This is a genomic window from Chryseobacterium wanjuense, from assembly GCF_900111495.1.
GTDB classification, from domain to species: domain Bacteria; phylum Bacteroidota; class Bacteroidia; order Flavobacteriales; family Weeksellaceae; genus Chryseobacterium; species Chryseobacterium wanjuense.
The window spans coordinates 763,154-787,504 of record NZ_FOIU01000002.1 but is presented as its reverse complement, the minus strand read 5'-3'; the positions used below and the strand labels follow the sequence as shown (position 1 = coordinate 787,504).

Here is a 24,351-nt window from a genome sequence, read left to right as displayed (position 1 = left end):
TACTTTTGTGGAATGTTTTCAATAAATCATCAAAAATTTATGGAGATGGACGAACTTTCACTTCAGAAGGTTCCCTATTTTTTTATTATCGATTTCCTTGCCGGGAATGTGGAAGTTTTTAAAGAAAATGAATTGGAAAAATCAGGCTTATTAATTGATTTTCAATACTTTTCAAACACAAAAACCCAACACGATTTAAACAAAAAAATCGAATGGAAATCTTATCCGGAAACTTTGGAAAGCTTTAAATCAGGCTTTGATATTGTTCAGAAAAATATTCGCTTAGGAAATTCATATCTGGTAAATTATACTAGAAAAACAAAAATCGAAACAAATTTAACGCTTGAAGAAATTTTTTATCATTCAAGTGCAAAATATAAAGTTTTTTATAAAGATTTTTTTGTATTTTTTTCTCCTGAAACTTTTGTAAAGATCATCGACGGAAAAATTCTGACATATCCTATGAAAGGTACAATCGACGCCTCTTTGGAAAATGCCGCAGAAATTTTGAAGAACGACAAAAAAGAGAAAGCCGAGCATTATACCGTGGTAGATTTGCTCCGAAATGATCTCAGCATGGTGGCAGATGACGTGAGGGTTGATAAATTTCAACATATCGATTTCATCAAAACACAGCAAAAAGATTTGTATGCCATGAGTTCTGAAATTTCAGGAGTTTTGAAGCCTGAATTTGACGGAAAAGTGGGAAGTATTATGAAAAAACTGCTTCCTGCCGGTTCTATTTTAGGAGCCCCGAAGCCAAAAACACTGGAAATAATTCTCGAAGCAGAAGGCTTCCCAAGAGGATATTATACCGGAGTCTGCGGTTGGTTTGACGGTGAAAATCTCGACAGCTGCGTGATGATCCGTTTTATTGAAAAAGAAGGCGATACACTTTATTTCAAAAGCGGCGGCGGAATCACCCACATGAGCAAATTAGAAGACGAGTATCAGGAAATGAAAAACAAAATCTATGTCCCAATTTATTGAAAGCATTAAAGTAGAAGACCAGAAAATTTTCTTGTTAGAATATCACCAGAAGCGTGTAGATCAGACTTTCGCCCATTTTGGGAAAGAAGGGTCGATCGATCTTGCTAAAGTCTACAAACATCTTGAGCATGATGAAGATGGTCTGTACAAACTGAGGGTTGTCTACGATCTGGATAAAAAAGTCCGAACACAGATGATTCCTTATGCCATTCCGGAAATTGATGATTTTCAATTAGTTGAAAACAACAGCTTCGACTATTCCTTCAAGTTTGAAGATCGTAAGGAACTGGAAAAAATGAAGATGAAATCTAAAGCTGAGGAAATTATTATCGTTAAAAACAATCACATTACAGATACCTCTTTTTCCAATCTTTTATTCCTGAAAGGGAAAGACTGGTTCACACCGACCACTTACCTTCTGAATGGAGTTCAGAGACAAAATCTTTTAAAGCACAAAGAAATAAAAGAAACTGAGGTTACCTTACAAAACATAAAACAATTCTCTCATTTTCAAATCATTAACGCTTTAAATGATTTTGACGAAAACTTTATTTATCCGATTGACAGAATTATAAATCTGCCCGGAAACGAAGAATATTTAGACCTTTAATTTTCTTTTAAAAAGTTGAAATAAGCCTTTTGCACATCTGCACTATTCTTTCCGTATGTATTGACTTCCAATATTTTAGGTTGAGAATCCGGTTTAAAGAAATTTTCTAAAACTCTGTCCAGTGTCGCCTCTTCATCTACTTTGGTGTAAGAGAATCCGAAGTGTTTTGCCAAATGCTCTGCCGTTTTGTGATGTTTAGTTGCAATAAATTCGTCCAGCGTATTCGGATTGGCATTTCCCGGTCCGGGAATAATTTTGAAAATATTTCCTTCCCCGTTATTAAAGATCATAATTCTCACAAACGGTGGAATGTATTGATTCCAAAGACCATTGATATCGTAGAAGAAACTTAAATCACCTGTAATCAACAAAGTCGGATTGGCATTTTTAATGGCAAACCCCATTACTGTGGAAGTTGACCCGTCGATTCCGCTTGTTCCTCTGTTGCAGTAGATTCTGCGCTTTCCATAATCAAATAGCTGAGCATATCGGATCGCTGAACTGTTGCTAAAATGAACATTATAATTTTCCGGAATAGATTCTGAGGTTCTATTGAAAAAATAAAAATCTGAAAATTCTACCGTATTTAAAAACTGCTCATGTTTTGCATCTTTTTTATCCCTTAAAACATCCCAAAGATTGAAGTATGGTTTTGGCTCTAAATTGATGAATTTTAACAATTTAGAAAAGAAAACTTCTGGCTTGACTTCGATTTTCTCCGTTAATACAAAATAAGTATCCGGCTGCCAGACTTCATCCAGATGCCAATGCTGTTTTGGTCTCGCTTTTCTTAAAAACTGTTTTACTTTTTTAGACACTACATTTTGTCCTACAGTAATCAGTAAATCAGGTGCATAGGTCTTATAATCTTCTTCTGTAAAGTTGAAAACATATCGGTCGATATGTCTGAAGAATTTTTCGTGATATAAGTTTGAATTCGCTTCACTTAAAACCACAACAGAATGATTTTTAACCAATTGTGTTAATTGATTTTCAAGTTCCGGGCTGTAATCTTTTGTTCCGACAAGAATCATGATTCGTTGTGAAGTATTCCAGTCGGCAACAAGGTTTGACGGGATTTCGTATTCTTTATGCTTAATGGTTTTTTCCACCGTCGGGAAAGTCGGAAGCTCTGAAACTAATTCATACAGAGGCTCTTCCAACGGAATATTGATATGAACCGGACCTTGTTTTTCAATACAAAGCTCGATTGCTTTTTTAATAATGTCAAAATTAATGTCTTCTGCATTTTCCTTGCTGTCTTCCAAAAGCTGAAAATCACCATAAGAATGCTGATGAAAAAGATTATTCTGTCTGATTGTCTGTCCGTCAAAAATATCAACATAATCTGTTGGTCGATCGGCAGTTAACACCAAAAGAGGAATATTCGAATAGAAGGCTTCCGTGATCGCAGGATAATAATTCACCGCCGCTGAACCACTTGTACAGGTAATCGCAACCGGTTTTTTCTCGCTCATCGCCATTCCCAGTCCGACAAAAGCTGCACTTCTTTCATCAACAATGCTAAAAGAATGGAAAGTTCCCGGCATCTCTGCAAAATGCATCGCCAAAGGAGCATTTCTTGATCCCGGTGAAATAATAATATCTGAAATTCCGTACTGCTGAAGAAGGTGTGCAAGTATTTGAATACTTCTCTTAGAAGAATATTTTTTCATACGACAAATTTAATTTATAAAAGCTTAACACGAAATAGATTTTAATTTAAAAAATGTAAATTAGCATTCGTTAAATTTCTAAAAATGGATAAAATACCTAGTGTAGACCTGCGTGATTTCCTTTCGGGCGACCCGGAACGCAAACAGAAATTTGTAAATGAAATCGGAAAAGCTTATGAAGAAATTGGTTTTGTTGCCTTAAAAGGCCATTTTCTTGATGACAAATTGGTGGATGAATTGTATGAAGAAGTAAAAAACTTTTTTGAATTGCCAACGGAAACAAAACAGAAGTACGAAATTCCGGGAATTGGCGGACAGAGAGGCTATGTAGGATTCGGCAAGGAGACTGCAAAAGGCTTCAAAAAAGGAGACTTGAAAGAATTTTGGCACTTCGGGCAATATGTGTCTGATGATTCAAAATACAAAAATGAGTATCCTGATAATGTGATCGTTGAAGAACTTCCAAAATTCAACGAGGTAGGTAAAGAAGCTTATCAAATGTTGGAAAAAACAGGGCAGTATGTTCTGAGAGCTTTGGCTTTGTATCTTGGTCTTGATGAATTTTATTTTGATGATAAAATTGCTGAAGGAAACTCTATTTTAAGACCTATTCATTACCCGCCAATTACAGAAGAACCGAATGATGCGGTAAGAGCTGCAGCACATGGAGATATTAATTTGATTACCCTTTTGATGGGTTCTCAGGGGAAAGGTCTTCAAGTTCAAAATCATAAAGGAGACTGGATCGATGCGATTGCAGAACCGGACGAACTGATGATCAACGTTGGAGATATGCTATCAAGACATACCAACAACAAATTGAAATCTACGATTCACAGAGTGGTAAATCCGCCAAGAGAATTGTGGGGAACTTCAAGATATTCGATTCCTTTCTTTATGCATCCAGTAAGCTCAATGTCTTTAAATGCTCTTGAAAACTGCGTCGATGAAAACAATCCAAAATTGTACGAAGACACAACTGCAGGAGAATTTTTACATGAAAGATTAATCGAATTGGGACTGATCAAAAAATAATTATAAAAATATACCACAGTTGTTTGAGTTAATATTTTTTTGATTATCTTTACTTTACTATCAAATTTTTAATTAAAACAATATGAAAAATTTAAAAAAACTAAGTAAAGGCCAATTAAAAAGTATTTCCGGTGCAGGAGGAATTAAACTTCCAGAACCTGAATTTTGTATGTATGCTTGCAACGGCATGGTAATTTGTGCAGCTTGCAGCGACGATTTCAAATGTCCGGATGACACCATGTAATTGAAATTCAATACACTTATAAAGATTAAACCGTTCCTTTTGGAGCGGTTTTTTTATTTATCCTAAATCTTTTGTATAAATTTTATTAAATCCTTCGACTGCTTCGGGCTCAGAATGACAACTCTAACGACTAACTGTTAAAATAAACTGTGATTTTTCAGTGTCACCCTGAGCGCGAAGCAATCTAAGAACCTGTATTCTAATAATTTAAGTCAAAAATTAATCAAACAACCTCAGCTGTTGATCTTTACTTCCGGTAAAATTAGCTGTAGAAAGTTTCGGAAATTCTTTGCCATCAAAGAATTTTTTTCTTCCTATTTTAAAAGTATTGTGAATCATTTCTGCAATATTCCCTTCTCCTTTCTGTCGGTTGAAATATCTTTTTTCACTCAATTTTCCGCCACGCATGGAACGAATTAAGTTCAACACTTTTTGCGCACGGTCAGGAAAAGCATGTTCAATCCAATTGACAAAAACAGGTTCCACCGTATCATTTAACCTTACCAAAGTATATCCGAAACTTTGGGCTCCGGCTTCAGAAATGGCTTTTAAAATGGTTAAAGGTTCATCGCTGTTCAGCCCGGGAATGATTGGGGCAATCATGACATTCACAGGAATTTTATTCTCAGACAGAATTTCAACAGCCTTCAATTTGTTTTTTGCTGAGCTTGTCCGCGGTTCCATTTTCCTACGCAAATCTTCATTAATTGTCGGAATACTCAAAGAAACGGAAACCAAATTCTGTTCTGCCATCGGTTTTAAAATATCCAAATCCCGCAATACCAAAGCGTTTTTTGTAAGTACATTGACAGGATGCCGGTAATCTAGACAGACCTGCAGCATCTTTCTTGTAATCTCAAATTGCCTTTCTGCAGGCTGATAGCAATCGGTGTTTCCTGAAAGTAAAATCGGAGCCGGTTTGTAGCCTCTTTTCTGGAAAAATTTTTCCAATAATTCCGGGGCATTTTTCTTTACCATGATCTTTCTTTCAAAATCAATTCCGGCGCTGTATCCCCAATATTCATGGGTCGGTCTGGCAAAACAATACGAGCATCCATGTTCACACCCCTGATAAGGATTCATAGAATATTCCATCGGAAGATCTTCGCTTTTCACCTGATTTACAATCGTTTTCGGAAATACTTCTGTGAAAGACGTTTTTACAGTTTCGAAATCTTCATCTTCCGGTTCATAGGTATAGCGGTCGAAACGGTTGATAACATTTCGCTGAGCTCCCTGACCTTTTATGATATTTTCGTTCTGCATTGCAAATGTAAAATTAGATTGGAATTTTTCTAAAATAATGAGTTTTAACACTAAAGTTTTCCACAAAAAAATCCAACACTTTCAAAAGCGTTGGATTTAAACATAATTAAATATATTTTTTTACTACTTCAGCGCGTAAAATTCCACTCCGTGATATTCGTCGTCGTGGTTTTTTCCATCAAAGTGTCTGTGATAATCTGAATAGGTATCACTATATTTTTTGCCTTTTTTGTGTAATATTTTTTTAATCCCGATAATACTTAATACTGCCAAAAGACCAACTCCCCCTGCCAGTAATACTCCGACTTCTTTTTTCATATTTTGTCCGATTTATTACAATGTTTATTGCAAAAAGTATACCCAAGCCAATTTACTGAATTATAAATTTTGTTAACATTCATCAGAATTTCATTACAAAAATTATTCATTAATATACCATATATTTGATATCAATGGTTTAATTATTGTATTTTAGAAGAAAAATATTATTATGGAAAGTACAGGAAATATCGATAAAATGACGACGCTTAGTCAGGTTATGAGCAGATTAGCAGAAAGAGGCATCCACAGAGAGTTCAGAATGAATGACAACTGCGAAGTGAAACTGGAAAATTCTGAAAAAAATTACCTGCCGAATGAATTGACCATCCTGAAAACCTATCGTTTTGAAGGAGCAAGCAGTTCAGATGACAATGCTGTTTTGTACGTGGTGAAAGACGATGCCGGAAATATGGGAATGGTGATCGATTCTTACGGCGCAGAAAGCAATTATCCTAAAGAATTTGACAATTTTTTACGTGAAATCCCTATTCTGGAAAGCGATGAATTTGATTTTGATTAATATATAAAAGACCTGAAATTACTCTGTTTCAGGTCTTTCTTTTTTCTTAAAAATACCTTTCAGAAACCCTCTTTTCGGTTTTTCTTCTACAGGCTGCGGTTCTTCTTTTTTGGCATCCGAACCTTTGATCTCCTGTTTCAAATCCTTTACAGACTGCTTCATCTCTTTTATGGAAGACTTTGTATTTTCAACGGTTTTCTTTGCTTTATCGATGTTTATTCCGATTAAAGTTTTCTTCAATCCCTGTTCAATTCCTCTCCAAAACAAATTAAAGAATGACTTCGTAGGATCTCTTTCCACCTCTTCAATGATCACATCCTGAGGAAGTTTGCCCGAATCCGATCTCACGACAAGATTAGCAATTGCTGTAAGAAAGCCCTTCTTTTCCTGATTATTTTTGTCTAAAATGGCAACTTTCAGATCTTTATGTTTAAGGTTAAATCTTCCGTGCAGCCCTCTCGGATTTCCTGTGAAATTAAAAAGCATCTCCTGAATTGTTCCCGTTGCCGTTACATGAAGATACGGACGGATAAACGGATTGATGCCTTGTGCAGGAAGATTCAGCGTTCTTCCGGAAATTGTAAAAATATCCCGCTGATCGGCTACATCAAAGCCCCAGTTTACAGACAACGGAGCGAGATTCATGAACGAGCAGTTTATCTTTATGTCAACTTTAGTAGGTTTTCCTTTTGTTTTTGCTGAGTTTAAATTTTTAACATTCATATTAAAATTACTGAATGTCAGTTTTCCCGGACCTACACTTTCCGGAGTATCTTCTTCGTAGACCAAAATCGAGTTTTTCAGATCCAGGTTATTGATGATCATCGGAATTTTAATAGATCGCAACATTCTGGAATACAAAGGCTTTTCCTTTGGATCATCTTTCGGGATCTTACTCCTGAAAATATTGGCATCCGCAGATTGAATCGTAACATTCGAAGCATTAATGAATTTATTCTGAGAAAAAAGATCCCAATTTCCATCAGCCGTAATCTGCCCAGCCTTGATGTCATACAAATCTTGTTCAACAGGTATCATTTTGATAAACTGCGCTCTCGAAACGAGAGGTTTTACCGTAAAATTATTGATCTGGACTTTATTTTTATTTAATTTTAAAAGTCCGACACCCAGATTATAAAGCCTGGTTTTGTACACAAAATTTTTGGTCGTGAGAAAATAATCTTTCACTTTGAGCGTATGGCCGTGATTGTCCGATTTTGATTTGTATTCAATTTCATTTATCGTTGCATTCAACTCATTAAAAACCAATGGCTCACTTTCTTTATCATAGGTAAGATTAGAATTTTTAAGTGTGACTTTCCGCACGAGAATTTGTTCAACTTTATTTTCTTTCGGTATTTTTTTTGGTCTGGGAGGTCCAACTTTAATTGTTCCATTTACCTGATCTACCAAGACATCTTTGATATCAAGATTCAGCTTTCTGTCGATAAATTCAAATGTATTGATATTAAAAGCAACCAGATTTGCCTTCAGATTCATGCTTCTTCTTCCGGGATTTGCCGTATTGGGAGTCACAGAAAGATTTCTAAATTCTCCACTTTTCTGATTCAGTGCAAAGTTTTCGATATTATAATTCTGATGATTAGAATACAAAATATCTTTTCCGGAAAACTGAAAGCTTTTGTACCCCACCGGAATAACTTCCTCTCGGGTTTCTTTATTAAATTTTAATTGATTAACAGCAAGATTCAGCCTTCTCGCATATAAAAGCTTGTTTCCGTCCGGTTTTATGATCTGAACGGTGGCATTACTCAGTTTTACATCTTCAAGATTAAGCTCAAAATCAGACGGCTTTTTTACTTTTACAGGAACCGCATCTGTGTTATAAACCATAAGATAAGGCTGTTCAAATTCTGCATTGGCAAGAGAAACTATATTTTTTTTCAGAACAACATCCTTAAATTCCATTTTTGGAATATTGAACTGATAAAGTTTTGTTCTTTTAGGATAAAATCTTTTTAACTGATCGATATTCAGTAAAGGAATCAATTGAAAATTTTCAATTGACATTTGTCCGTTTGAAGTTTCTATTTTATTGATTTTTAAGGCGTAAATATTATCAGGTCGCACGAAAAAATTCTTCCCTCTGATGTCATATTTATCAAAAACAACGGGTAATTTATTCTCCACAGATTCTTCCGTCATCTGGAGATTTTCAACAAATAAATTCAGATCCTGAACCGACAGAAATTTCTGTTTTGTATGCCTGAAAATGCTGATATTTCCACTGTTGATCCTGATATTTTCAAACAAAAAAGGGTTTCGTTTTTTACCTGTTTTTACATCGACAGGCTTGGTCAGAACGATATTCAGATTAGGTTTTGATAATAATAAATCTGACGAGTTGATTTGTTTGTTAAAAATCGCATCATAAATTCCAAAACGGCTGACTTTTAAAGTATCAATTGTCCCCTGAAGCCCTATAACATTGGTATTCTGCGGATTTTTGCTGTTTACGGAAACCCCTGTCGATAGGATATTACCGGACATAAGATCTACTTCCAGCAGTTTGTAGGAAACTTTGTAGTCTGTATTATTTTTGATATAGTTGGGAAGTTGGGTTTTAAGCCAAATATTGAGTCCGAAGTTTGCCACTAAAACAATCAGCAGCAAAACTCCAAAACCGATCAATATTTTTTTTACCCATTTTTTCATTAATGCCAATTGTTTTAATTAACATTAAATATAGGATTAATTTTTTACATTCAGCTCAATTACATACCCCTCATGTCCTCTTACATTCATAAAATCTCCTCCCTCGAAGCCTAAATACTGGCCTTTAATCCCTGTAAGCCTTCCCGTAAACTCCGGTTTTTTATCCAAAGTAAAAGAACTTACTTTTTGTGGCTTTTCAAACGGATAATCAAATCTCCATAGATTTTCGCCTTCACTGTAGAATTTCTGGAAATCTTCGGGAAAATATTCTTTTATTTTTTGCTGAAAATCTGCCAGATCAATATCATCTTCCAGGTCATCCTGAAGCATTTTTTTCCAGCTTGTTTTATCCGGAACGTGTTGTTTTAAAGCAACTTCTATCATTCCTGCTTCGTAGCGGTTTTCGGTTCTGGCAATCGGCAAAGCAAAAGTGGCTCCCTGGTCGATCCAACGTGTCGGGATCTGTGTATTTCTTGTCACTCCTACTTTCACCTCTCCTGTATAAGCCAGATAAACGGTGTGCGGCTGAAGCTGGATTTCCTTTTCCACTTCCAGATCACGTTCTGCAACTCCTAAATGTGCTGTAGAAAGCTCGGGACGAATGATCGTATCACTTGCGTAAGGACTTTCAAAAAAACAGCTTTTACAGAAGCCCATTCGGTAAATTGTTTTGTCTAGCTGACAATTGACGCATTGGAATCCCGTATGTTTTATAGTTAATTCTTTTCCAAACAGCTCATTCATGTGAATAAGGTCTCCGGAAAGGTTAAGATAATATTGAATCGGCTCATCATTGAAGCTCGTCATTTTTAAAATTTGCCCTTGAAACTGCATATTAATTTTATGTTACTTTTTTAAGTAAATTTAATGATTATATTTTTCACGAAGTAAATTTATATTTTTGTACTAATAAAAAGACACAGATGAATTATCTTGTTACAGGAGGAAGCGGATTTATTGGTTCTCATTTGGTAGAACAATTATTAAAAAAAGGACATTCTGTCATAAACATTGACAATTTTGATGATTTCTATAGTTATCAGATAAAAATCAAGAATACTTTAGAGTCAATTGGCGAAAATTCGGATTTTGAGTTCTCTGATAAGGAAAATGATATTAAAAAACTAATTTCTATTTCAAAATCAGACAATTACACCCTTTATTATCAGGATATAAGGGATAAAAAAGGACTTGAAGAAATTTTTAAAAATCATAAGATTGATTTAATTATTCACTTGGCTGCCCTTGCCGGAGTGCGTCCTTCCATCGAAAGACCTCTGGAATACGAGGAAGTCAACGTTCGCGGAACAATGAATCTTTGGGAATTGTGCAAAGATTTAAATATTAAAAAATTCGTTTGTGCTTCTTCTTCAAGCGTTTATGGAAACAACGAAAAAATTCCTTTTGCAGAGACCGATAATGTCGACAATCCCATTTCACCATACGCTGCAACCAAAAAATGTGGTGAGATTTTAGGCCATGTTTACCATGATCTATACAAAATTGACATGATTCAGCTAAGGTTTTTCACGGTTTATGGGCCAAGACAAAGACCTGATCTGGCGATTCATAAATTCACGAAGTTAATTTCAAACAGTCAGGAAATTCCTTTCTATGGTGACGGAACTACTGCCAGAGATTATACTTTTATTGATGATATTATCGACGGAATCACAAAATCCATCACTTATCTGGAAAATAATTCAGATGTTTATGAAATCATCAATCTTGGAGAAAGCCAAGTCATTACTTTAAATGAAATGCTTTCTACCATCGAAAATACATTAGGAAAATCTGCCATCAGAAAAAATCTGCCAATGCAACCGGGAGATGTGCAGAAAACCAATGCAGATATCACAAAAGCTAAGACATTAATTGGCTACAAACCTGACACAAACTTCCAAAATGGCATAAAAAAATTTGTGGAATGGTTTTTGAGAAAATGACATCAAGTAAGTTGTAGGACATTGCTCTAAGGCTTTCTATAACGTACGATGAACGAAAATTAATAAAAAGAATTGAAAATCAGGTGTAAAAAAGCATATAATATAAGCTATTTTTATACTTTTGCAAAAAATTAGAAAAATTATGTACTGGACATTAGAATTAGCTTCATACTTAAGTGACGCACCTTGGCCAATGACAAAAGCAGAGCTTATCGATTACGCAATCAGAACTGGTGCACCTATGGAAGTAGTAGAAAACCTTCAGGCAATCGAAGACGAAGGAGAAATTTATGAATCTATTGAGGAAGTTTGGAGCGACTACCCGACGGATGAAGATTTCCTTTGGAACGAAGACGAATATTAATTAAAGCGATAAGCTTTAGGCAATAGGCTTAAAGCTTTTTTGCCCTTTTTTAAATATCAATTTTTACGCAATAAGCGTGTTAATAAAACGCTTAAAGTATATCGCTTTAAGCATAAAGTAAAAAATTTATGAGTTTTTTAAACAAAGTTCTTAAAGGGTTTTTGGGAGACAAAAAAGCGCAGGACCTAAAAGAAGTAAAAAAAGTTGTAACAAAAATCAAAGCTGTTGAACCTACCATTCAGCAATTGTCTGATGATGGTTTAAGAGAAAAAACTGCTGAGTTTAAAGAAAATATCAAATCTGCAACCAGCAAAATAACAGCTCAAATAGAACAGATTCAAGAGCAGATTAAAACATCTACCAACGTGGATGAAAAAGAAGCTCTTTTTTCAAAAATTGAGTCTCTGAAGAAAGAATCATACGAAATCGAAGAAAAAATTCTTAGCCAGATCCTTCCTGAAGCTTTTGCATTGGTAAAAGAAACAGCAAGAAGATGGGCGCAGAACGGAGAAATCCGCGTTACAGCAAACGATTGGGACAGACAATTGGCTGCTGCAGGCAAAGATTTTATAGAAATCCAGGGAGATCAAGCTGTTTGGAAAAACTCATGGGATGCTGCCGGAACGCCTGTACTTTGGGACATGGTACATTATGATGTACAGTTCATCGGAGGGGTTATTCTTCACAGCGGTAAAATTGCCGAGATGGCAACCGGTGAAGGTAAAACATTGGTAGGTACCCTTCCTATTTTCTTAAATGCACTTCCGGAAAGAGGTGTGCACGTGGTAACCGTAAACGACTACCTTGCAAAAAGGGACTCGGCGTGGATGGGACCATTGTATCAGTTCCACGGAATGTCGATCGACTGTATCGACAATCACCAACCGAACTCAGACGGAAGAAGAAAAGCATACAACTCAGATATTACTTACGGTACCAATAACGAATTTGGTTTCGATTATCTGAGAGACAACATGGTAACTTCACCTTCGGAGCTGGTACAAAGAGAATTAAACTTTGCCATCGTCGACGAGGTAGACTCCGTATTGGTAGATGATGCAAGAACTCCATTGATTATTTCAGGTCCGGTTCCACAGGGAGACAGACAGGAATTTGATGTTCTTAAGCCTTCTATTGACAGAATCGTTGAAGTTCAGAAAAAAACTGTTTCTGCAATCTTTAATGAAGCTAAAAAATTAATCGCTGCAGGAAATACAAAAGAAGGAGGATTCAAATTGCTTCAGGCTTACAGAGGTCTTCCTAAAAACAGACAATTAATCAAATTCTTATCGGAAAGCGGAAACCGTGCATTGCTTCAGAAAGTGGAAGCACAATATATGCAGGACAACAACCGTGATATGCCGATTGTAGATAAAGACCTTTATTTCGTAATCGAAGAAAAGAATAATCAGGTAGACCTTACAGACAAAGGTGTAGAATACATGTCTCAAGGAAACTCTGATGCCAACTTCTTCGTTCTTCCGGATATCGGAACAGAAATCGCAGAATTGGAAGCTAAAAATTTATCTAAAGAAGAAGAATTTGAAGCTAAAGAAAAACTTTTCTCAGATTTTGCTGAAAAATCCGAAAGAGTTCACACGATGAGCCAATTATTAAAAGCATATACATTATTTGAAAAGGATGATGAATATGTGGTCATTGATGGTGAAGTAAAAATCGTTGATGAGCAGACAGGCCGTATCATGGAAGGAAGACGTTATTCAGACGGTCTTCACCAGGCAATTGAAGCGAAAGAAAACGTAAAAATTGAGGCTGCCACCCAAACTTTTGCAACCATTACGCTTCAGAACTATTTCCGTATGTACAACAAGCTTGCGGGGATGACAGGTACTGCAGAAACGGAAGCAGGCGAGCTTTGGGAAATCTACAAACTAGACGTTGTAGTAATTCCTACCAACCGTCCTATTTTAAGACATGACAGACAAGACTTAGTTTTCAAAACTAACAGAGAAAAATATAACGCCGTAATTGAAGAAATCGAAAGATTAACAGAAGCAAGAAGACCAGTCTTAGTGGGTACAACTTCTGTTGAGATCTCTCAGTTGCTTTCAAAGGCGCTTCAGCTAAGAAAAATTCCTCACCAGGTTCTTAACGCGAAACTTCACAAGAAAGAAGCAGAAATCGTTGCAGGAGCAGGACAGCCGGGAGTTGTAACAATCGCAACCAACATGGCAGGTCGTGGTACGGATATTAAGCTTACGAAAGAAGTAAAAGAAGCAGGCGGTTTAGCAATTATCGGTACAGAAAGACACGATTCAAGACGTGTAGACAGACAGTTGAGAGGTAGAGCAGGACGTCAGGGAGATCCGGGAAGTTCTCAGTTCTATGTGTCTCTTGAAGACAACCTGATGCGTCTATTCGGTTCGGAAAGAATCGCTAAAATGATGGACAGAATGGGTCATAAAGAAGGTGAAGTTATTCAGCATTCTATGATTACCAAGTCTATCGAAAGAGCTCAGAAAAAAGTAGAAGAAAATAACTTCGGGATCAGAAAAAGACTTCTTGAGTATGATGACGTAATGAACAAACAGCGTGACGTAATCTACAAGAGAAGAAAGAATGCTCTATTCGGAGATCACCTGAAATATGATATTACGAATATGATTTTCGATGTTGCCAATTCTATCGTTACCAAAGGAAAAGCAAACGGAAGTTTCAAAGACTTCGAATTCGAAGTGATCAAGAATTTTACAATGGGTTCTCCTGTTTCTGAAAGTGATTTTGGAAATAAAAATGTTCAGGATTTAACGAATATTTTATTCAAGGCTGCTCAGGAAGATTATCAGATGAAGCTGAACTTATTGAAAGAAAAATCGTTCCCGATTATTGAGAATGTATATCAGAATCAGGGGTCTATGTTTAAAATGATTCAGGTTCCTTTCACAGACGGTCACAAAACAATGACCATCGTAGCTGATCTTAAAGAAGCTTACGAAACAAAATGTGAAAGCCTGATAAATGATTTTGAAAAGAACATTACCCTATCAATCATTGATGAAAACTGGAAACTTCACCTTCGTGAAATGGATGATTTAAGAAGATCATCTCAAGGTGCTGTTTACGAGCAAAAAGATCCGTTGGTAATTTACAAACAAGAATCTTTCCACTTATTCAGTGAAATGATCGACAAATTAAACAAAGAAATTATTTCATTCTTGTACAAAGGAGAAATTCCTGCTTAAGAAAAAATAATTCTAAAATACTTAAAAACCGCTTCAACACTGCTTGGAGCGGTTTTTTATTATTTATTGTATAATAATTTTATGATAAATGTCAACTCTGAAATTTATTTAGAATAATTAAAAACAATATATTTGCAGAAAATTTGTATTTCATGAAAAATGTACTGGTCTGTGCTTCTTTGCTAGGTTCTATGTTATCGTTTGCACAGGAAAAAGATTCAATTAAATCAAATGATATTGAAGAAGTTGTTGTAAATGGAAAATATTACAAGAAATATGTAGAGAAAGAAGGGTCTTCTTCTATGCGTTTGGATGAAGAATTGATTAAGATTCCTCAAAACGTTTCTATCATTACAAACAGAGCATTAGAAGATCAGCAGGTAACAACATTGAGCGATGGTGTCCTAAGAAATGTTGCCGGAGCACAAAGATTGGAGCACTGGGGAGACATGTACACCAGAGTAAACATGAGGGGTTCCAGGGCGGCAGCTTTCATGAACGGAGTGAATGTGACATCAAACTGGGGACCTCTTAGTGAAGATATGTCTTTCGTGGATCACATCGAATTTATCAAAGGACCATCAGGTTTCTTAATGTCTAACGGTGAGCCAAGCGGTATCTACAATATTGTTACTAAAAAACCGACAGGACAATCTTTGAACGGTTCTGCCAGAGTCACTCTTGGAAGCTACAATATGTACAGAGGAGAAACTGATATTGACACGAAAATTACTGATAAGGTAGCTTTCAGATTAAATTTAATGGCTCAGAACAAAAACAGCTTCAGAGACTACGAATTCAATGACAGATATATCATTAATCCTTCATTAAAAGTAAATCTTTCTGATAAAACCACCTTAACGGCTGAATATATTTACCAAAAGGCAAAAATGTCTGAAGTTGGTTCTGCTTATGTTTTCAGTTTTGACGGATATGCTACAAGACCTCAAAGCTATACACAAACAGATCCGGGAATCGATCCTACTAAAGTCGATAACAATACGGTAAACATCAATCTTCAACATAAATTTAACGAAAACTGGAAGCTAACTTCTCAATTAACGTATGTGAATGAATATACATTAGGAAGTGATCTTTGGCCAAGCATGTTCGAAGGAAACTATATGATCCGTCGTTTAAATTATTGGGAAGCTGATAACACGATGAAATTCGGGCAGGTTTTCTTGAATGGTTATGCAAAAACAGGAATTGTAAGTCATAAAATTTTAGCAGGACTAGATTTAGGAAGCAAAAAATATATGGCAGACTGGTCTCAGGGATATAACCTTGATAAATATAATGCAACTGATAATTATACACTACCCGTCGATCACAATTATTGGTATAATTTAAATACAAACAACTACGACATCAATGGTACTGGAAATTACTATGGTCCTAACAATACATTCGTAGCGTTTGATTCCAGCAAACCTCTTTCTGTAAGAGCTGGACTCGGAAGTACAATTGAACAAAATTATACCGGATTATACTTACAAGATGAGTTAGGATTTTTGGATGATAAATTAAGACTTACACTTGCGGCTCGTTATACAAACGTGAAAGAAAACAATTACGGAACGAAGTCCGAAGCAGATAAAATAACTCCACGTATTGGTATTAGCTATTCCATTAATGATGACATGTCTGTTTATGGTTTGTATGATCAGGCATTCGTTCCACAGGCAGCTATTTTCAGAGATGGAAGCACTGTAAAGCCGATTACAGGAAATAATCTTGAAGTTGGTATAAAGAAAGATTGGTTCGGAGGAAAATGGAATACGACAGTTTCTGCTTATAACATTATAAAAAATAACGCTACCGTTGCAGATCCTACCAACAGCCCTATTGAACAATTCTCAATTTTACTCGGAAAAACAAGAGTTCAAGGAGTTGAATTTGATTTAAAAGGTGAAATTACAAGAGGCTTTAATGCAATCTTCAATTACGCTTTTACAGAAAATAAAGTAACAGAATCCAATGATCCCGTAAACAATCCGGTAGGAATGAGAGTTCCCGGATATGCGAAGCATACTGCAAATGGATGGTTGAATTATACATTCACTGAAGGAACTTTAGAAGGTTTCGGGCTTTCATTCGGAGGAACTTATCTTGCGGATAGAAGTACTTGGTCTTGGGCAAGCACAAGCACCCAAAAAGAGTTGGGAGATTACGTGAAATTCGATGCAGGTCTTTCTTGGGAAAATACAAAATTCAGAGTGGGATTGAATGTCTTTAATGTATTCAACAGATACCTTTACTCTGGTTCACCTTACGGAAATTACTATTATTACCAGGCAGAAGCTCCAAGAAACTTCAGACTTTCGATAGGATATAAATTTTAAATAATTAAAAGCTAACCACGCTTAGCTTTTCAGCATGAAGAAGAAGCATCATTATAAAAAGAAACCTTCTTTTACAAAAAAATGGTCTGCCAAACTGCATTTGTGGTTTGGCCTGTCCATTGGCATCATTGTTTTCATTGTTTCCGGAACGGGAACGATGTATGTTTTCAAAGATGAAATTCAGGGCATTTTGCGTAAAGAATCGATGTATGTAAAGAAAGAATCGATTACGGAAAAACCTTTATCCATTGATGTGCTTCGTGAAAAAGTTTCCTTGGAAACTAATGAAAAATACCCGATAAGCTCTGTTGAAATTCCTTTAGATAAAAATAAATCCTACGAATTTCTCTATTATGAAAAAGATAAAAAAGCTTGGAATTATTTTGATGAAGTAAAAATCAATAAGCTTGTTTACGTCAATCAATACACCGGGGAAATCTTAGGAATTTATAATGAAAAATATGACCTCTTCCCTATTTTAAAAGCCATTCACTGGAGTTTATTATTAAAATCAGATTGGGGGAAATATGTGGTGGGAATTCCGGTTGTTTTGTTCATCATTATGCTGATTACGGGAATAATCCTTTGGTGGCCAAAAAAATCAAAAAAAGGACGTTTCTGGTTCAACTGGAAAAATGTGAAAACATGGAAACGAAAAAACTATGATCTTCACAATATTCTAGGATTTTATGCTTCATTTATTGCTTTATTATTAAGCTTATCAGGCATTTACTTCGCTTATCCGTGGGTGAAAAACGCTTTCAATGTCGCATTATCCGGCTCGCTCGAACTTCCCAAAGAAAAGGAAATCAAATCTCCGGATTCTCTTTTGGTAAAAAACACTTCGGTTTTTGATCTTACCGCCCAGGAAACAAGAAAATTATATGCCGGATCTTCAAGCTTCAAAATTCCGGTAAACGGAAAAAATAAAAAAGGAAAAGAATTAAAAAATATTCCTGTCACAGTCTATGGTGAAGACGGAAAATTTGCTGTAAGAAACCAGATTGTATTTGATAAATATTCAGGAAAATTATTGTCGAATAAACCTCATCAGGAACTTAACAATGCAGAAAAATATGCAAATGCCAATTATGACATTCATACCGGTTCCTATTTCGGATTAGCCGGTAAAATCATTTGGTTCATCGCAGGATTGATCTGCACCTCATTACCCGTAACGGGATTTTTAGTATGGTTGGGAAAAAAGAAGAAAAAAGCAATTAAAACACTGTAATGAAGAAAATAATACTATCTGTAGTGACATTGGCTGCAATCACAACATTTGCTCAGGAAAAAGATTCTCTGCAGACCAAAAATGTAGACGAGGTTGTCATGACAGCTTCAAGAAAAAAAGAAAACATTAAAGAAATACCAAGTTCTGTAACCATTGTTGGAGAAAAACAGATCCAGTCTCAACTGACGGTCAATTCAGATATTACAAGTATTTTACAATACACGGTTCCGAGTTTGGCTACCAGTTCCGGGCAAACCTCAAATACCGGACAAACCTTGAGAGGACGCCAGGTTTTGGTTTTAATTGACGGAATTCCACAGTCTACTCCACTTCGAAACGGTGCGAGAGATTTGAGATTGATTGATCCTTCTGTCATTGAAAGAATCGAGGTGATCAAAGGAGCTTCATCAATTTACGGTAATGGCGCAGACGGAGGTATTATTAATTATATTACAAGAAAAAGCAATTCTGATAAAAAAATTTCAGGAATTTCTCAAGTTGGCATTACAGGGCAACCTTATGGTGGAACTTTAGGGTTCAGGGCTAGTCAGCTTCTTTCCGGAAGTTTTGCGAAAAAATTCGATTATGTAGCATCTTTTGCCTACGAAAGAACGGGTTACATGAAAGATGCAGACGGAGTAAATTTAAGTCCGACCTACAGCACCGCCAAAATGAATAACTATAACGGAATGTTGAAGTTAGGCTATAATATTAATGACAATCAAAGAATTGAAGCGTCTTATATTGGTTATGCTTCAAAATCTGATCTTAATTTAGGATTAAAAACAGGAAAATACGGCTTAATTCCAACTATTGGAGAAGGAGAAGGAAAAGGTCTTGAAACCACACCGCAGGGAACTCCGAGAAACCACAATTTCAAAGTAAGCTATGACAATAAAAACCTGTGGCAGGGAACAGCATTAAATGTCAACTTATATTTACAGGATTTCCGTACGGTTTACGGATATAGCGATACTTTCCTGAATGGCGGCCAGTCTAATATTATTTCTAAAAAATATGGAGCCAGGGTAAACCTCGACACCCAATTATGGAATGCTAAAAATTCTCAGGGAGAAGTTATTTATGGAGTTGATTTTTTGAATGACCAGACCGTTCAGAAGCTGGAAGACGGCCGTTACTGGACTCCCGATATGGACATGACGAATATTGCCCCTTTTATGTTGGTTAAAATTGATTTATTAAAAAAATTAACCATCAAAGGAGGACTTAGATACGAAAATATGAAAGTGAAAGTGGGAGATTTCAACACCCTTTCCACTATTAAAAATGACGGAACTTTTACGAAAAGTATTTTTGTAACCGGCGGCGATCTGGAATATAATGCTCTAGTTGCCAATCTTGGGCTTCGATACAATATCAACCCTATGATCAACCTTTTCGGAAGTTTTTCACAGGCTTATTCCATCAATGAATTAGGGAGAATTCTGAGAACCTCAACGTCTGACACCATCAACAATCTGGAAACCAAGCCCATTATCGTTAATAATTATGAATTGGGAGCAACAGGGCAGATCACAAAATGGATCAATTATGAAATCACTTCTTATGTAAGTACTTCAAAATTAGGAGCAACGTTCATCCAAAGTCCGGACAGAGCTTTGACGATCCAGAGAGCACCTGAGGTGGTGTATGGAGTTGAAGGTTTTGTACATTTCACTCCGACCAGATGGATTAATTTCGGAGGAAGCTACAGCTGGATGGAAGGAATTACCTCTCCAAAAGACGACGGTGATTATTCAACAAAGATCAACAACAGCAGAATTTCTGCGCCGAAAGTTTTGGCATATATTCAGGCAAGACCGACTCAGAAATTGTCAGTTGGTTTAGATATGCTCCACGCCTTTAAACAAGATCGGTTCGATCCGAATACAAAAACCGGTTTGTATGTTTACGGTGAAGGAGAAGTTCCGGAATACACGGTTTTCAACTTTAAATCCAGCTATGAAGTCAACAAAAACTGGAAAGTTTCTTTAGGAATCGAAAATCTTTTCAATACAATGTATCAGCCGGCCATTGCCTGGTGGGCTGCGAGAGACAGCGATTTCAATAATTCCCTGGGAATGAGAGGAACTTTCATGGTTGAATATAAATTTTAATTATTAGAAGCTATTTCCCGCTTGGAGTTTATGCTGAGCTTGCCGAAGTGCTGTATCTTTTTGGTTACGGGCTCCGCCCGCAACCAAAAAGGATGTCGTTCCAATCGGGGCTAGGGATTTCTCCAAACCCTTGTCAAGGTTTAAAACCTTTGACAAGGGTCACAACTCTCAGGAAATAAAATCAGAATAATATTTCGAATTCACCGTTCGTTAATTATAAATATTCTAAATAAAAATTAAAAAACATTACCTTTGCCGAACTTAAGGAAGAAAATGAAGAAAAAACATCACCATAAGAAAAAACCAAGCACATTTAAGAAATGGATCGGAAAGCTGCATTTGTGGCTGGGTCTTGGTATCGGATTTTTAATCTTCATTATCTCCATTACCGGAGCTTTATATGTTTTCAAAGATGAAATTGAAAACGTAACAAGAAAAGACGTTATCTATCACAACGAACAAAATATCGGGCAAAAACAGGTTCTTCCGATTCGTGTTTTGGAGAAAGCGGTGGTAGAGCAGGTCAAGGAAAAATATCCTGTTCATTGGGTGAATATTCCCATCGATAAAAAAATGTCTTATCTTTTTTACTGGTACGAACATGACCCTAAAGGCTGGAATTATTTTGATGAATTTCCAATATACAAAGTAGCTTACGTCAATCCATATAACGGAAAGGTTTTAAAAACATACGACGAGAAAAACGGATTCTTCCAGATTGTAAAAATGATCCACTGGAGCTTCCTTTTGAAACAGGAATGGGGAACCTACGTAGTCGGAATCCCCGTGATTATCTTCGTAATCATGCTGATTTCCGGGATTATTCTTTGGTGGCCTAAAAACAAAGCAGCCAGAAAACAGCGTCTCTCTTTCAAATGGCAGAATGTAAAAAGCTGGAAAAGAAAGAACTATGACCTTCACAATATCTTAGGTTTCTATGCTTCTATTTTTGCATTAATCTTTTCATTAACGGGATTATTTTATGCGTTTTTTGCGGTTCAGGCAGCCTTCTATTTCATTTTTTCGGGCGGAAGTACACAGTATCCGGACTTTTCATCCATTAAAACAAAAGCTCCGGTCGAGCTGAGAACGGAAGGAACTTTAGACAAAATAAGCAATACCGTGAAGGCAAAATACCCGGATTCTTTCGGCTTCTCCATCGACCTTGGTCACGAACATATGGACGATCATGAGCACCCGAATTTTGAAGTGTACGTAAAACACTTATCATATTCTTATCACAAAAGCAGCAGCCTTATTTTTGATGAAAACTCAGGTGAATTGCTTCATACTCACGATATGAAAGACAAAAATTTTGGTGAAAAAACGGTTGGTGCCAATTATGACATCCATGTTGGATCTATTTTGGGACTTCCAACAAAAATCATCGCCTTTATTGTAAGTCTTATATGTGCCTCATTACCAGTGACTGGCTTCGTGATCTGGTGGGGAAGAAGAAAAAAGAAAACGGTAAAAATCGCCTGAAAAAAAATTTTAATAATTATCTAGTTAATAATCCATTAATACAATCTTTTTTATAATTTTAACCTTTTAGAATTTTAGAATAGAAATGTCATTAATCGATTTATCAAAAAACGTTGCCCTAGGAATCGACATAGGCGGAACGAATACTAAATTTGGAGTTGTAAACCACCGTGGTGAAGTTCTTGAGAAGGGCAGCATTCGAACCGATGCTTACGAAAAAGTTGAAGATTTTATCGATGCATTATACGAAACCGTTCATCCTTTGATCGAAAAATACGGTAAAGAAAAAAACTTCGACGGAATAGGAGTTGGCGCTCCCAACGGAAACTATTATAAAGGAACGATCGAGCAGGCTCCCAACCTTCCCTGGAAAGGAGTGATAGAATTTGGAGATTTGATGAAAGCTAAATTCAATCTGCCTTGCACAGTAACCAATGATGCCAATGCGGCGGCGATTGGGGAAATGCTTTTCGGAGCGGCAAGGGGAATGAAGGATTTCATTATGATCACTTTAGGAACGGGCGTAGGAAGCGGTATTGTAGCAGGTGGTAAATTGATCTACGGACATGACGGATTTGCCGGAGAACTAGGCCACACGATCGTAAAACCCGGAGGAAGAAAACACTGGAGTACCGGATCGGAAGGAAGCCTGGAAGCCTATGCTTCTGCAACAGGAATCGCGATCACCGCAAAGAAAATGAGAGCCGAATTCCCGGAATCTATGCTTAATCAATATCCTGAAGAGGAAATTAATTCTAAAACCGTTCACGAATGTGCCTTGAAGGGAGATCCGATTGCCATTGAAGTTTTCAGATATACGGGTCAGAAATTAGGTGAAGCATTGGCGAATTTTGTCATGTTCTCCTCACCGGAAGCGATTCTTTTGTTTGGTGGAGTAATAAAGGCCGGAGAATTTATTTTAAAACCAACAAAACTTCACATGGAAAGAAACCTTCTTCCTATTTTCAGAAATAAAGTAAAATTGGTTTTCAGTGAACTGGACGAGGCGGATGCTGCTATTTTGGGAGCAAGTGCTTTGGTTTGGGAAAAATAATTGAAATTAATTTTTAAATCATATTGAGCATCCTTTGGGGTGCTTTTTTTGTTTTATTTCCCACATATTTCACAGATTTGCACAGATGTTTACATTATATTTTCTTGTGATTATTTGTGAAAGCTATTCGTGTAATTTGTGTTTAAATTTTAACGCAAAGATTTAATTATTTAAAGTTTTGATTTTAGAAAGCAAAGGCAAATAAATTTGCTGGGCGAAGCTGGAACATTAATTTCATGAAATCAACTTGTTGATTCTTCTTTGCTCACTTGAATATATTGTATTTAAATTAAAACTTTGCTTTAAAACTATCCCGAGGATTATGAAAATATGAAAATCCAGGTTTGTTGAGATGCTTCGACTGCTTCGCGCTCAGCATGACATATCTAATACTAGCCACCTTATTAAACAGCTTATTTTTAGCGATGTCATGCTGAGCGCAAAGCAGTCGAAGCATCTCTAATAACAAGGTTTAAATTCTTCCAGAATGACAAAACATCGTTGAAGTTTGATTTTAAAATAATTTGTATCATCTATCATTACAATTTGCGTTTAAAAGGCTTTATAGAATATTATTTGAAAAACTTTTTCCTATTTTTGATTAGTTTTTCTCCAATGTATTTTATTAATGGAGAAAAATATTTAATACAATAATCAACTTCAATGGATAACAATAATTTAGAACAAATCACCTTTGGTGGTGGATGTTTTTGGTGTGTGGAAAGCTGTTTCAATATGTTGAAAGGTGTACAATCTGCAATTTCAGGATATTCGGGAGGTCATAAAGATAATCCGACCTATGAAGAAGTATGCACAGGGGAAACCGGACACGCAGAAGTGGTACAAATCACTTACGACCCGTCAGTCATTTCTTATGAACAATTGATGGATGTTTTCTTTTTCCTTCACGATCCTACCCAATTGAACAGACAGGGAAATGATATCGGAACGCAGTATCATTCGGTAATTTATTATAAAGATGATGCTGAAAAAGCTAAGGCAGAAGAAGCGATTGAAAAATCTAAACAGTCCGGAAGATGGCAAGGAACTTATGTGACAGAATTAACAAAATTCGACAAATTCTGGCCGGCAGAACAATACCATCAGGGATATTACAATGAAAACCCTACACAACCTTATTGCAGCGCAGTGGTTGGTCCGAAAATCCACAAGTTTAAAAAATATTTCGGAGAATTGGGAATGTTGAATGAGGAATAGATAATGTACTCAACCCTTCAAGGTTTAGATAAGAAGATTTAGATCAA

19 protein-coding genes are annotated in these 24,351 nt (G+C 36.2%); 14 read left to right on the top strand and 5 right to left on the bottom strand.

The genetic code is table 11. The annotated features are described in order from the left end of the window. Nucleotides 1–12: 12 nt before the first annotated feature. Nucleotides 13–990, top strand: coding sequence for an aminodeoxychorismate synthase component I (locus tag BMX24_RS15380; protein WP_089794236.1), 978 nt, complete (start codon nucleotides 13–15; stop codon nucleotides 988–990). Continuing rightward, nucleotides 974–1,600, top strand: a complete 627-nt coding sequence (locus BMX24_RS15375; protein WP_089794234.1) for an aminotransferase class IV — start codon at nucleotides 974–976, stop codon at nucleotides 1,598–1,600. Before BMX24_RS15380 ends, BMX24_RS15375 begins: the two co-directional genes overlap by 17 nt. Here the strand turns inward: BMX24_RS15375 and menD are convergent. After that, nucleotides 1,597–3,276, bottom strand: coding sequence for a 2-succinyl-5-enolpyruvyl-6-hydroxy-3-cyclohexene-1-carboxylic-acid synthase (menD, locus tag BMX24_RS15370; protein WP_089794233.1), 1,680 nt, complete (start codon nucleotides 3,274–3,276; stop codon nucleotides 1,597–1,599). The two genes, BMX24_RS15375 and menD, sit on opposite strands and share 4 nt — an antisense overlap. Before the next feature lie 84 nt (nucleotides 3,277–3,360). Between menD and BMX24_RS15365 the strand changes: the two genes are divergently transcribed. Beyond that, nucleotides 3,361–4,311, top strand: a complete 951-nt coding sequence (locus BMX24_RS15365; protein ID WP_089794232.1) for an isopenicillin N synthase family dioxygenase — start codon at nucleotides 3,361–3,363, stop codon at nucleotides 4,309–4,311. Nucleotides 4,312–4,393: 82 nt separating this feature from the next. After that, nucleotides 4,394–4,555: a bacteriocin-like protein gene (locus BMX24_RS21235; RefSeq protein WP_170835724.1), complete on the top strand. Its 162-nt coding sequence runs from the start codon at nucleotides 4,394–4,396 to the stop codon at nucleotides 4,553–4,555. A gap of 219 nt (nucleotides 4,556–4,774) precedes the next feature. On the opposite strand, the gene BMX24_RS15360 is transcribed toward BMX24_RS21235, so the two are convergent. Beyond that, nucleotides 4,775–5,821, bottom strand: a complete 1,047-nt coding sequence (locus tag BMX24_RS15360) for a PA0069 family radical SAM protein (RefSeq protein ID WP_089794733.1) — start codon at nucleotides 5,819–5,821, stop codon at nucleotides 4,775–4,777. A gap of 123 nt (nucleotides 5,822–5,944) precedes the next feature. After that, nucleotides 5,945–6,139, bottom strand: coding sequence for a hypothetical protein (locus BMX24_RS15355; RefSeq protein WP_089794231.1), 195 nt, complete (start codon nucleotides 6,137–6,139; stop codon nucleotides 5,945–5,947). A gap of 172 nt (nucleotides 6,140–6,311) precedes the next feature. Here BMX24_RS15355 and BMX24_RS15350 point away from each other — a divergent pair, with 172 nt between their 5' ends. Continuing rightward, nucleotides 6,312–6,662 (top strand): hypothetical protein, encoded by a 351-nt coding sequence (locus BMX24_RS15350; protein ID WP_089794229.1) that lies wholly within the window; start codon nucleotides 6,312–6,314, stop codon nucleotides 6,660–6,662. 18 nt (nucleotides 6,663–6,680) lie between these two features. Here the strand turns inward: BMX24_RS15350 and BMX24_RS15345 are convergent, their stop codons facing one another. Next, nucleotides 6,681–9,338, bottom strand: a complete 2,658-nt coding sequence (locus tag BMX24_RS15345; RefSeq protein ID WP_089794227.1) for a hypothetical protein — start codon at nucleotides 9,336–9,338, stop codon at nucleotides 6,681–6,683. Nucleotides 9,339–9,374: 36 nt separating this feature from the next. After that, nucleotides 9,375–10,172, bottom strand: coding sequence for a DUF2797 domain-containing protein (locus BMX24_RS15340; RefSeq protein ID WP_089794225.1), 798 nt, complete (start codon nucleotides 10,170–10,172; stop codon nucleotides 9,375–9,377). An 89-nt stretch (nucleotides 10,173–10,261) separates the two neighbouring features. Between BMX24_RS15340 and BMX24_RS15335 the strand changes: the two genes are divergently transcribed. The 9 genes from BMX24_RS15335 (at nucleotide 10,262) to msrA (ending at nucleotide 24,304) form a co-directional block, all read left to right on the top strand. After that, nucleotides 10,262–11,284 (top strand): GDP-mannose 4,6-dehydratase, encoded by a 1,023-nt coding sequence (locus BMX24_RS15335; RefSeq protein ID WP_089794223.1) that lies wholly within the window; start codon nucleotides 10,262–10,264, stop codon nucleotides 11,282–11,284. A gap of 142 nt (nucleotides 11,285–11,426) precedes the next feature. Beyond that, entirely contained in the window at nucleotides 11,427–11,648 is a 222-nt protein-coding gene (locus tag BMX24_RS15330) for a DUF2795 domain-containing protein (RefSeq protein WP_002662059.1), read from the top strand. A 128-nt stretch (nucleotides 11,649–11,776) separates the two neighbouring features. After that, the gene (secA, locus tag BMX24_RS15325) at nucleotides 11,777–14,851 is read left to right on the top strand and encodes a preprotein translocase subunit SecA (RefSeq protein WP_089794221.1); all 3,075 of its coding nucleotides are present in this window, start codon (nucleotides 11,777–11,779) and stop codon (nucleotides 14,849–14,851) included. A gap of 152 nt (nucleotides 14,852–15,003) precedes the next feature. Then, the gene (locus BMX24_RS15320) at nucleotides 15,004–17,196 is read left to right on the top strand and encodes a TonB-dependent siderophore receptor (RefSeq protein ID WP_089794220.1); all 2,193 of its coding nucleotides are present in this window, start codon (nucleotides 15,004–15,006) and stop codon (nucleotides 17,194–17,196) included. Nucleotides 17,197–17,230: 34 nt separating this feature from the next. Further along, nucleotides 17,231–18,430 (top strand): PepSY-associated TM helix domain-containing protein, encoded by a 1,200-nt coding sequence (locus BMX24_RS15315; RefSeq protein ID WP_089794218.1) that lies wholly within the window; start codon nucleotides 17,231–17,233, stop codon nucleotides 18,428–18,430. After that, complete coding sequence (locus BMX24_RS15310) at nucleotides 18,430–20,547, top strand: TonB-dependent receptor (protein WP_089794215.1); 2,118 nt, start codon at nucleotides 18,430–18,432, stop codon at nucleotides 20,545–20,547. The genes BMX24_RS15315 and BMX24_RS15310 overlap by 1 nt, the downstream gene beginning before the upstream one ends. Nucleotides 20,548–20,820: 273 nt before the next feature. Then, nucleotides 20,821–22,032 carry a PepSY-associated TM helix domain-containing protein gene (locus BMX24_RS15305; protein ID WP_089794213.1) on the top strand — a complete coding sequence of 404 codons (1,212 nt, stop codon included), beginning with the start codon at nucleotides 20,821–20,823 and terminating at the stop codon, nucleotides 22,030–22,032. An 85-nt stretch (nucleotides 22,033–22,117) separates the two neighbouring features. Continuing rightward, nucleotides 22,118–23,086: an ROK family protein gene (locus BMX24_RS15300; protein ID WP_089794211.1), complete on the top strand. Its 969-nt coding sequence runs from the start codon at nucleotides 22,118–22,120 to the stop codon at nucleotides 23,084–23,086. A 663-nt stretch (nucleotides 23,087–23,749) separates the two neighbouring features. Next, nucleotides 23,750–24,304 carry a peptide-methionine (S)-S-oxide reductase MsrA gene (msrA, locus tag BMX24_RS15295; protein ID WP_089794209.1) on the top strand — a complete coding sequence of 185 codons (555 nt, stop codon included), beginning with the start codon at nucleotides 23,750–23,752 and terminating at the stop codon, nucleotides 24,302–24,304. The last annotated feature ends 47 nt before the right edge of the window (nucleotides 24,305–24,351 follow it).

Bases quoted from the DNA above. Each gene is read 5' to 3' on its own strand.
- BMX24_RS15380 (WP_089794236.1), top strand. From the start codon at position 13: ATGTTTTCAATAAATCATCAAAAATTTATGGAGATGGACGAACTTTCA.
- BMX24_RS15375 (WP_089794234.1), top strand. From the start codon at position 974: ATGTCCCAATTTATTGAAAGCATTAAAGTAGAAGACCAGAAAATTTTC.
- menD (WP_089794233.1), bottom strand. From the start codon at position 3,276: ATGAAAAAATATTCTTCTAAGAGAAGTATTCAAATACTTGCACACCTT.
- BMX24_RS15365 (WP_089794232.1), top strand. From the start codon at position 3,361: ATGGATAAAATACCTAGTGTAGACCTGCGTGATTTCCTTTCGGGCGAC.
- BMX24_RS21235 (WP_170835724.1), top strand. From the start codon at position 4,394: ATGAAAAATTTAAAAAAACTAAGTAAAGGCCAATTAAAAAGTATTTCC.
- BMX24_RS15360 (WP_089794733.1), bottom strand. From the start codon at position 5,821: ATGCAGAACGAAAATATCATAAAAGGTCAGGGAGCTCAGCGAAATGTT.
- BMX24_RS15355 (WP_089794231.1), bottom strand. From the start codon at position 6,139: ATGAAAAAAGAAGTCGGAGTATTACTGGCAGGGGGAGTTGGTCTTTTG.
- BMX24_RS15350 (WP_089794229.1), top strand. From the start codon at position 6,312: ATGGAAAGTACAGGAAATATCGATAAAATGACGACGCTTAGTCAGGTT.
- BMX24_RS15345 (WP_089794227.1), bottom strand. From the start codon at position 9,338: ATGAAAAAATGGGTAAAAAAAATATTGATCGGTTTTGGAGTTTTGCTG.
- BMX24_RS15340 (WP_089794225.1), bottom strand. From the start codon at position 10,172: ATGCAGTTTCAAGGGCAAATTTTAAAAATGACGAGCTTCAATGATGAG.
- BMX24_RS15335 (WP_089794223.1), top strand. From the start codon at position 10,262: ATGAATTATCTTGTTACAGGAGGAAGCGGATTTATTGGTTCTCATTTG.
- BMX24_RS15330 (WP_002662059.1), top strand. From the start codon at position 11,427: ATGTACTGGACATTAGAATTAGCTTCATACTTAAGTGACGCACCTTGG.
- secA (WP_089794221.1), top strand. From the start codon at position 11,777: ATGAGTTTTTTAAACAAAGTTCTTAAAGGGTTTTTGGGAGACAAAAAA.
- BMX24_RS15320 (WP_089794220.1), top strand. From the start codon at position 15,004: ATGAAAAATGTACTGGTCTGTGCTTCTTTGCTAGGTTCTATGTTATCG.
- BMX24_RS15315 (WP_089794218.1), top strand. From the start codon at position 17,231: ATGAAGAAGAAGCATCATTATAAAAAGAAACCTTCTTTTACAAAAAAA.
- BMX24_RS15310 (WP_089794215.1), top strand. From the start codon at position 18,430: ATGAAGAAAATAATACTATCTGTAGTGACATTGGCTGCAATCACAACA.
- BMX24_RS15305 (WP_089794213.1), top strand. From the start codon at position 20,821: ATGAAGAAAAAACATCACCATAAGAAAAAACCAAGCACATTTAAGAAA.
- BMX24_RS15300 (WP_089794211.1), top strand. From the start codon at position 22,118: ATGTCATTAATCGATTTATCAAAAAACGTTGCCCTAGGAATCGACATA.
- msrA (WP_089794209.1), top strand. From the start codon at position 23,750: ATGGATAACAATAATTTAGAACAAATCACCTTTGGTGGTGGATGTTTT.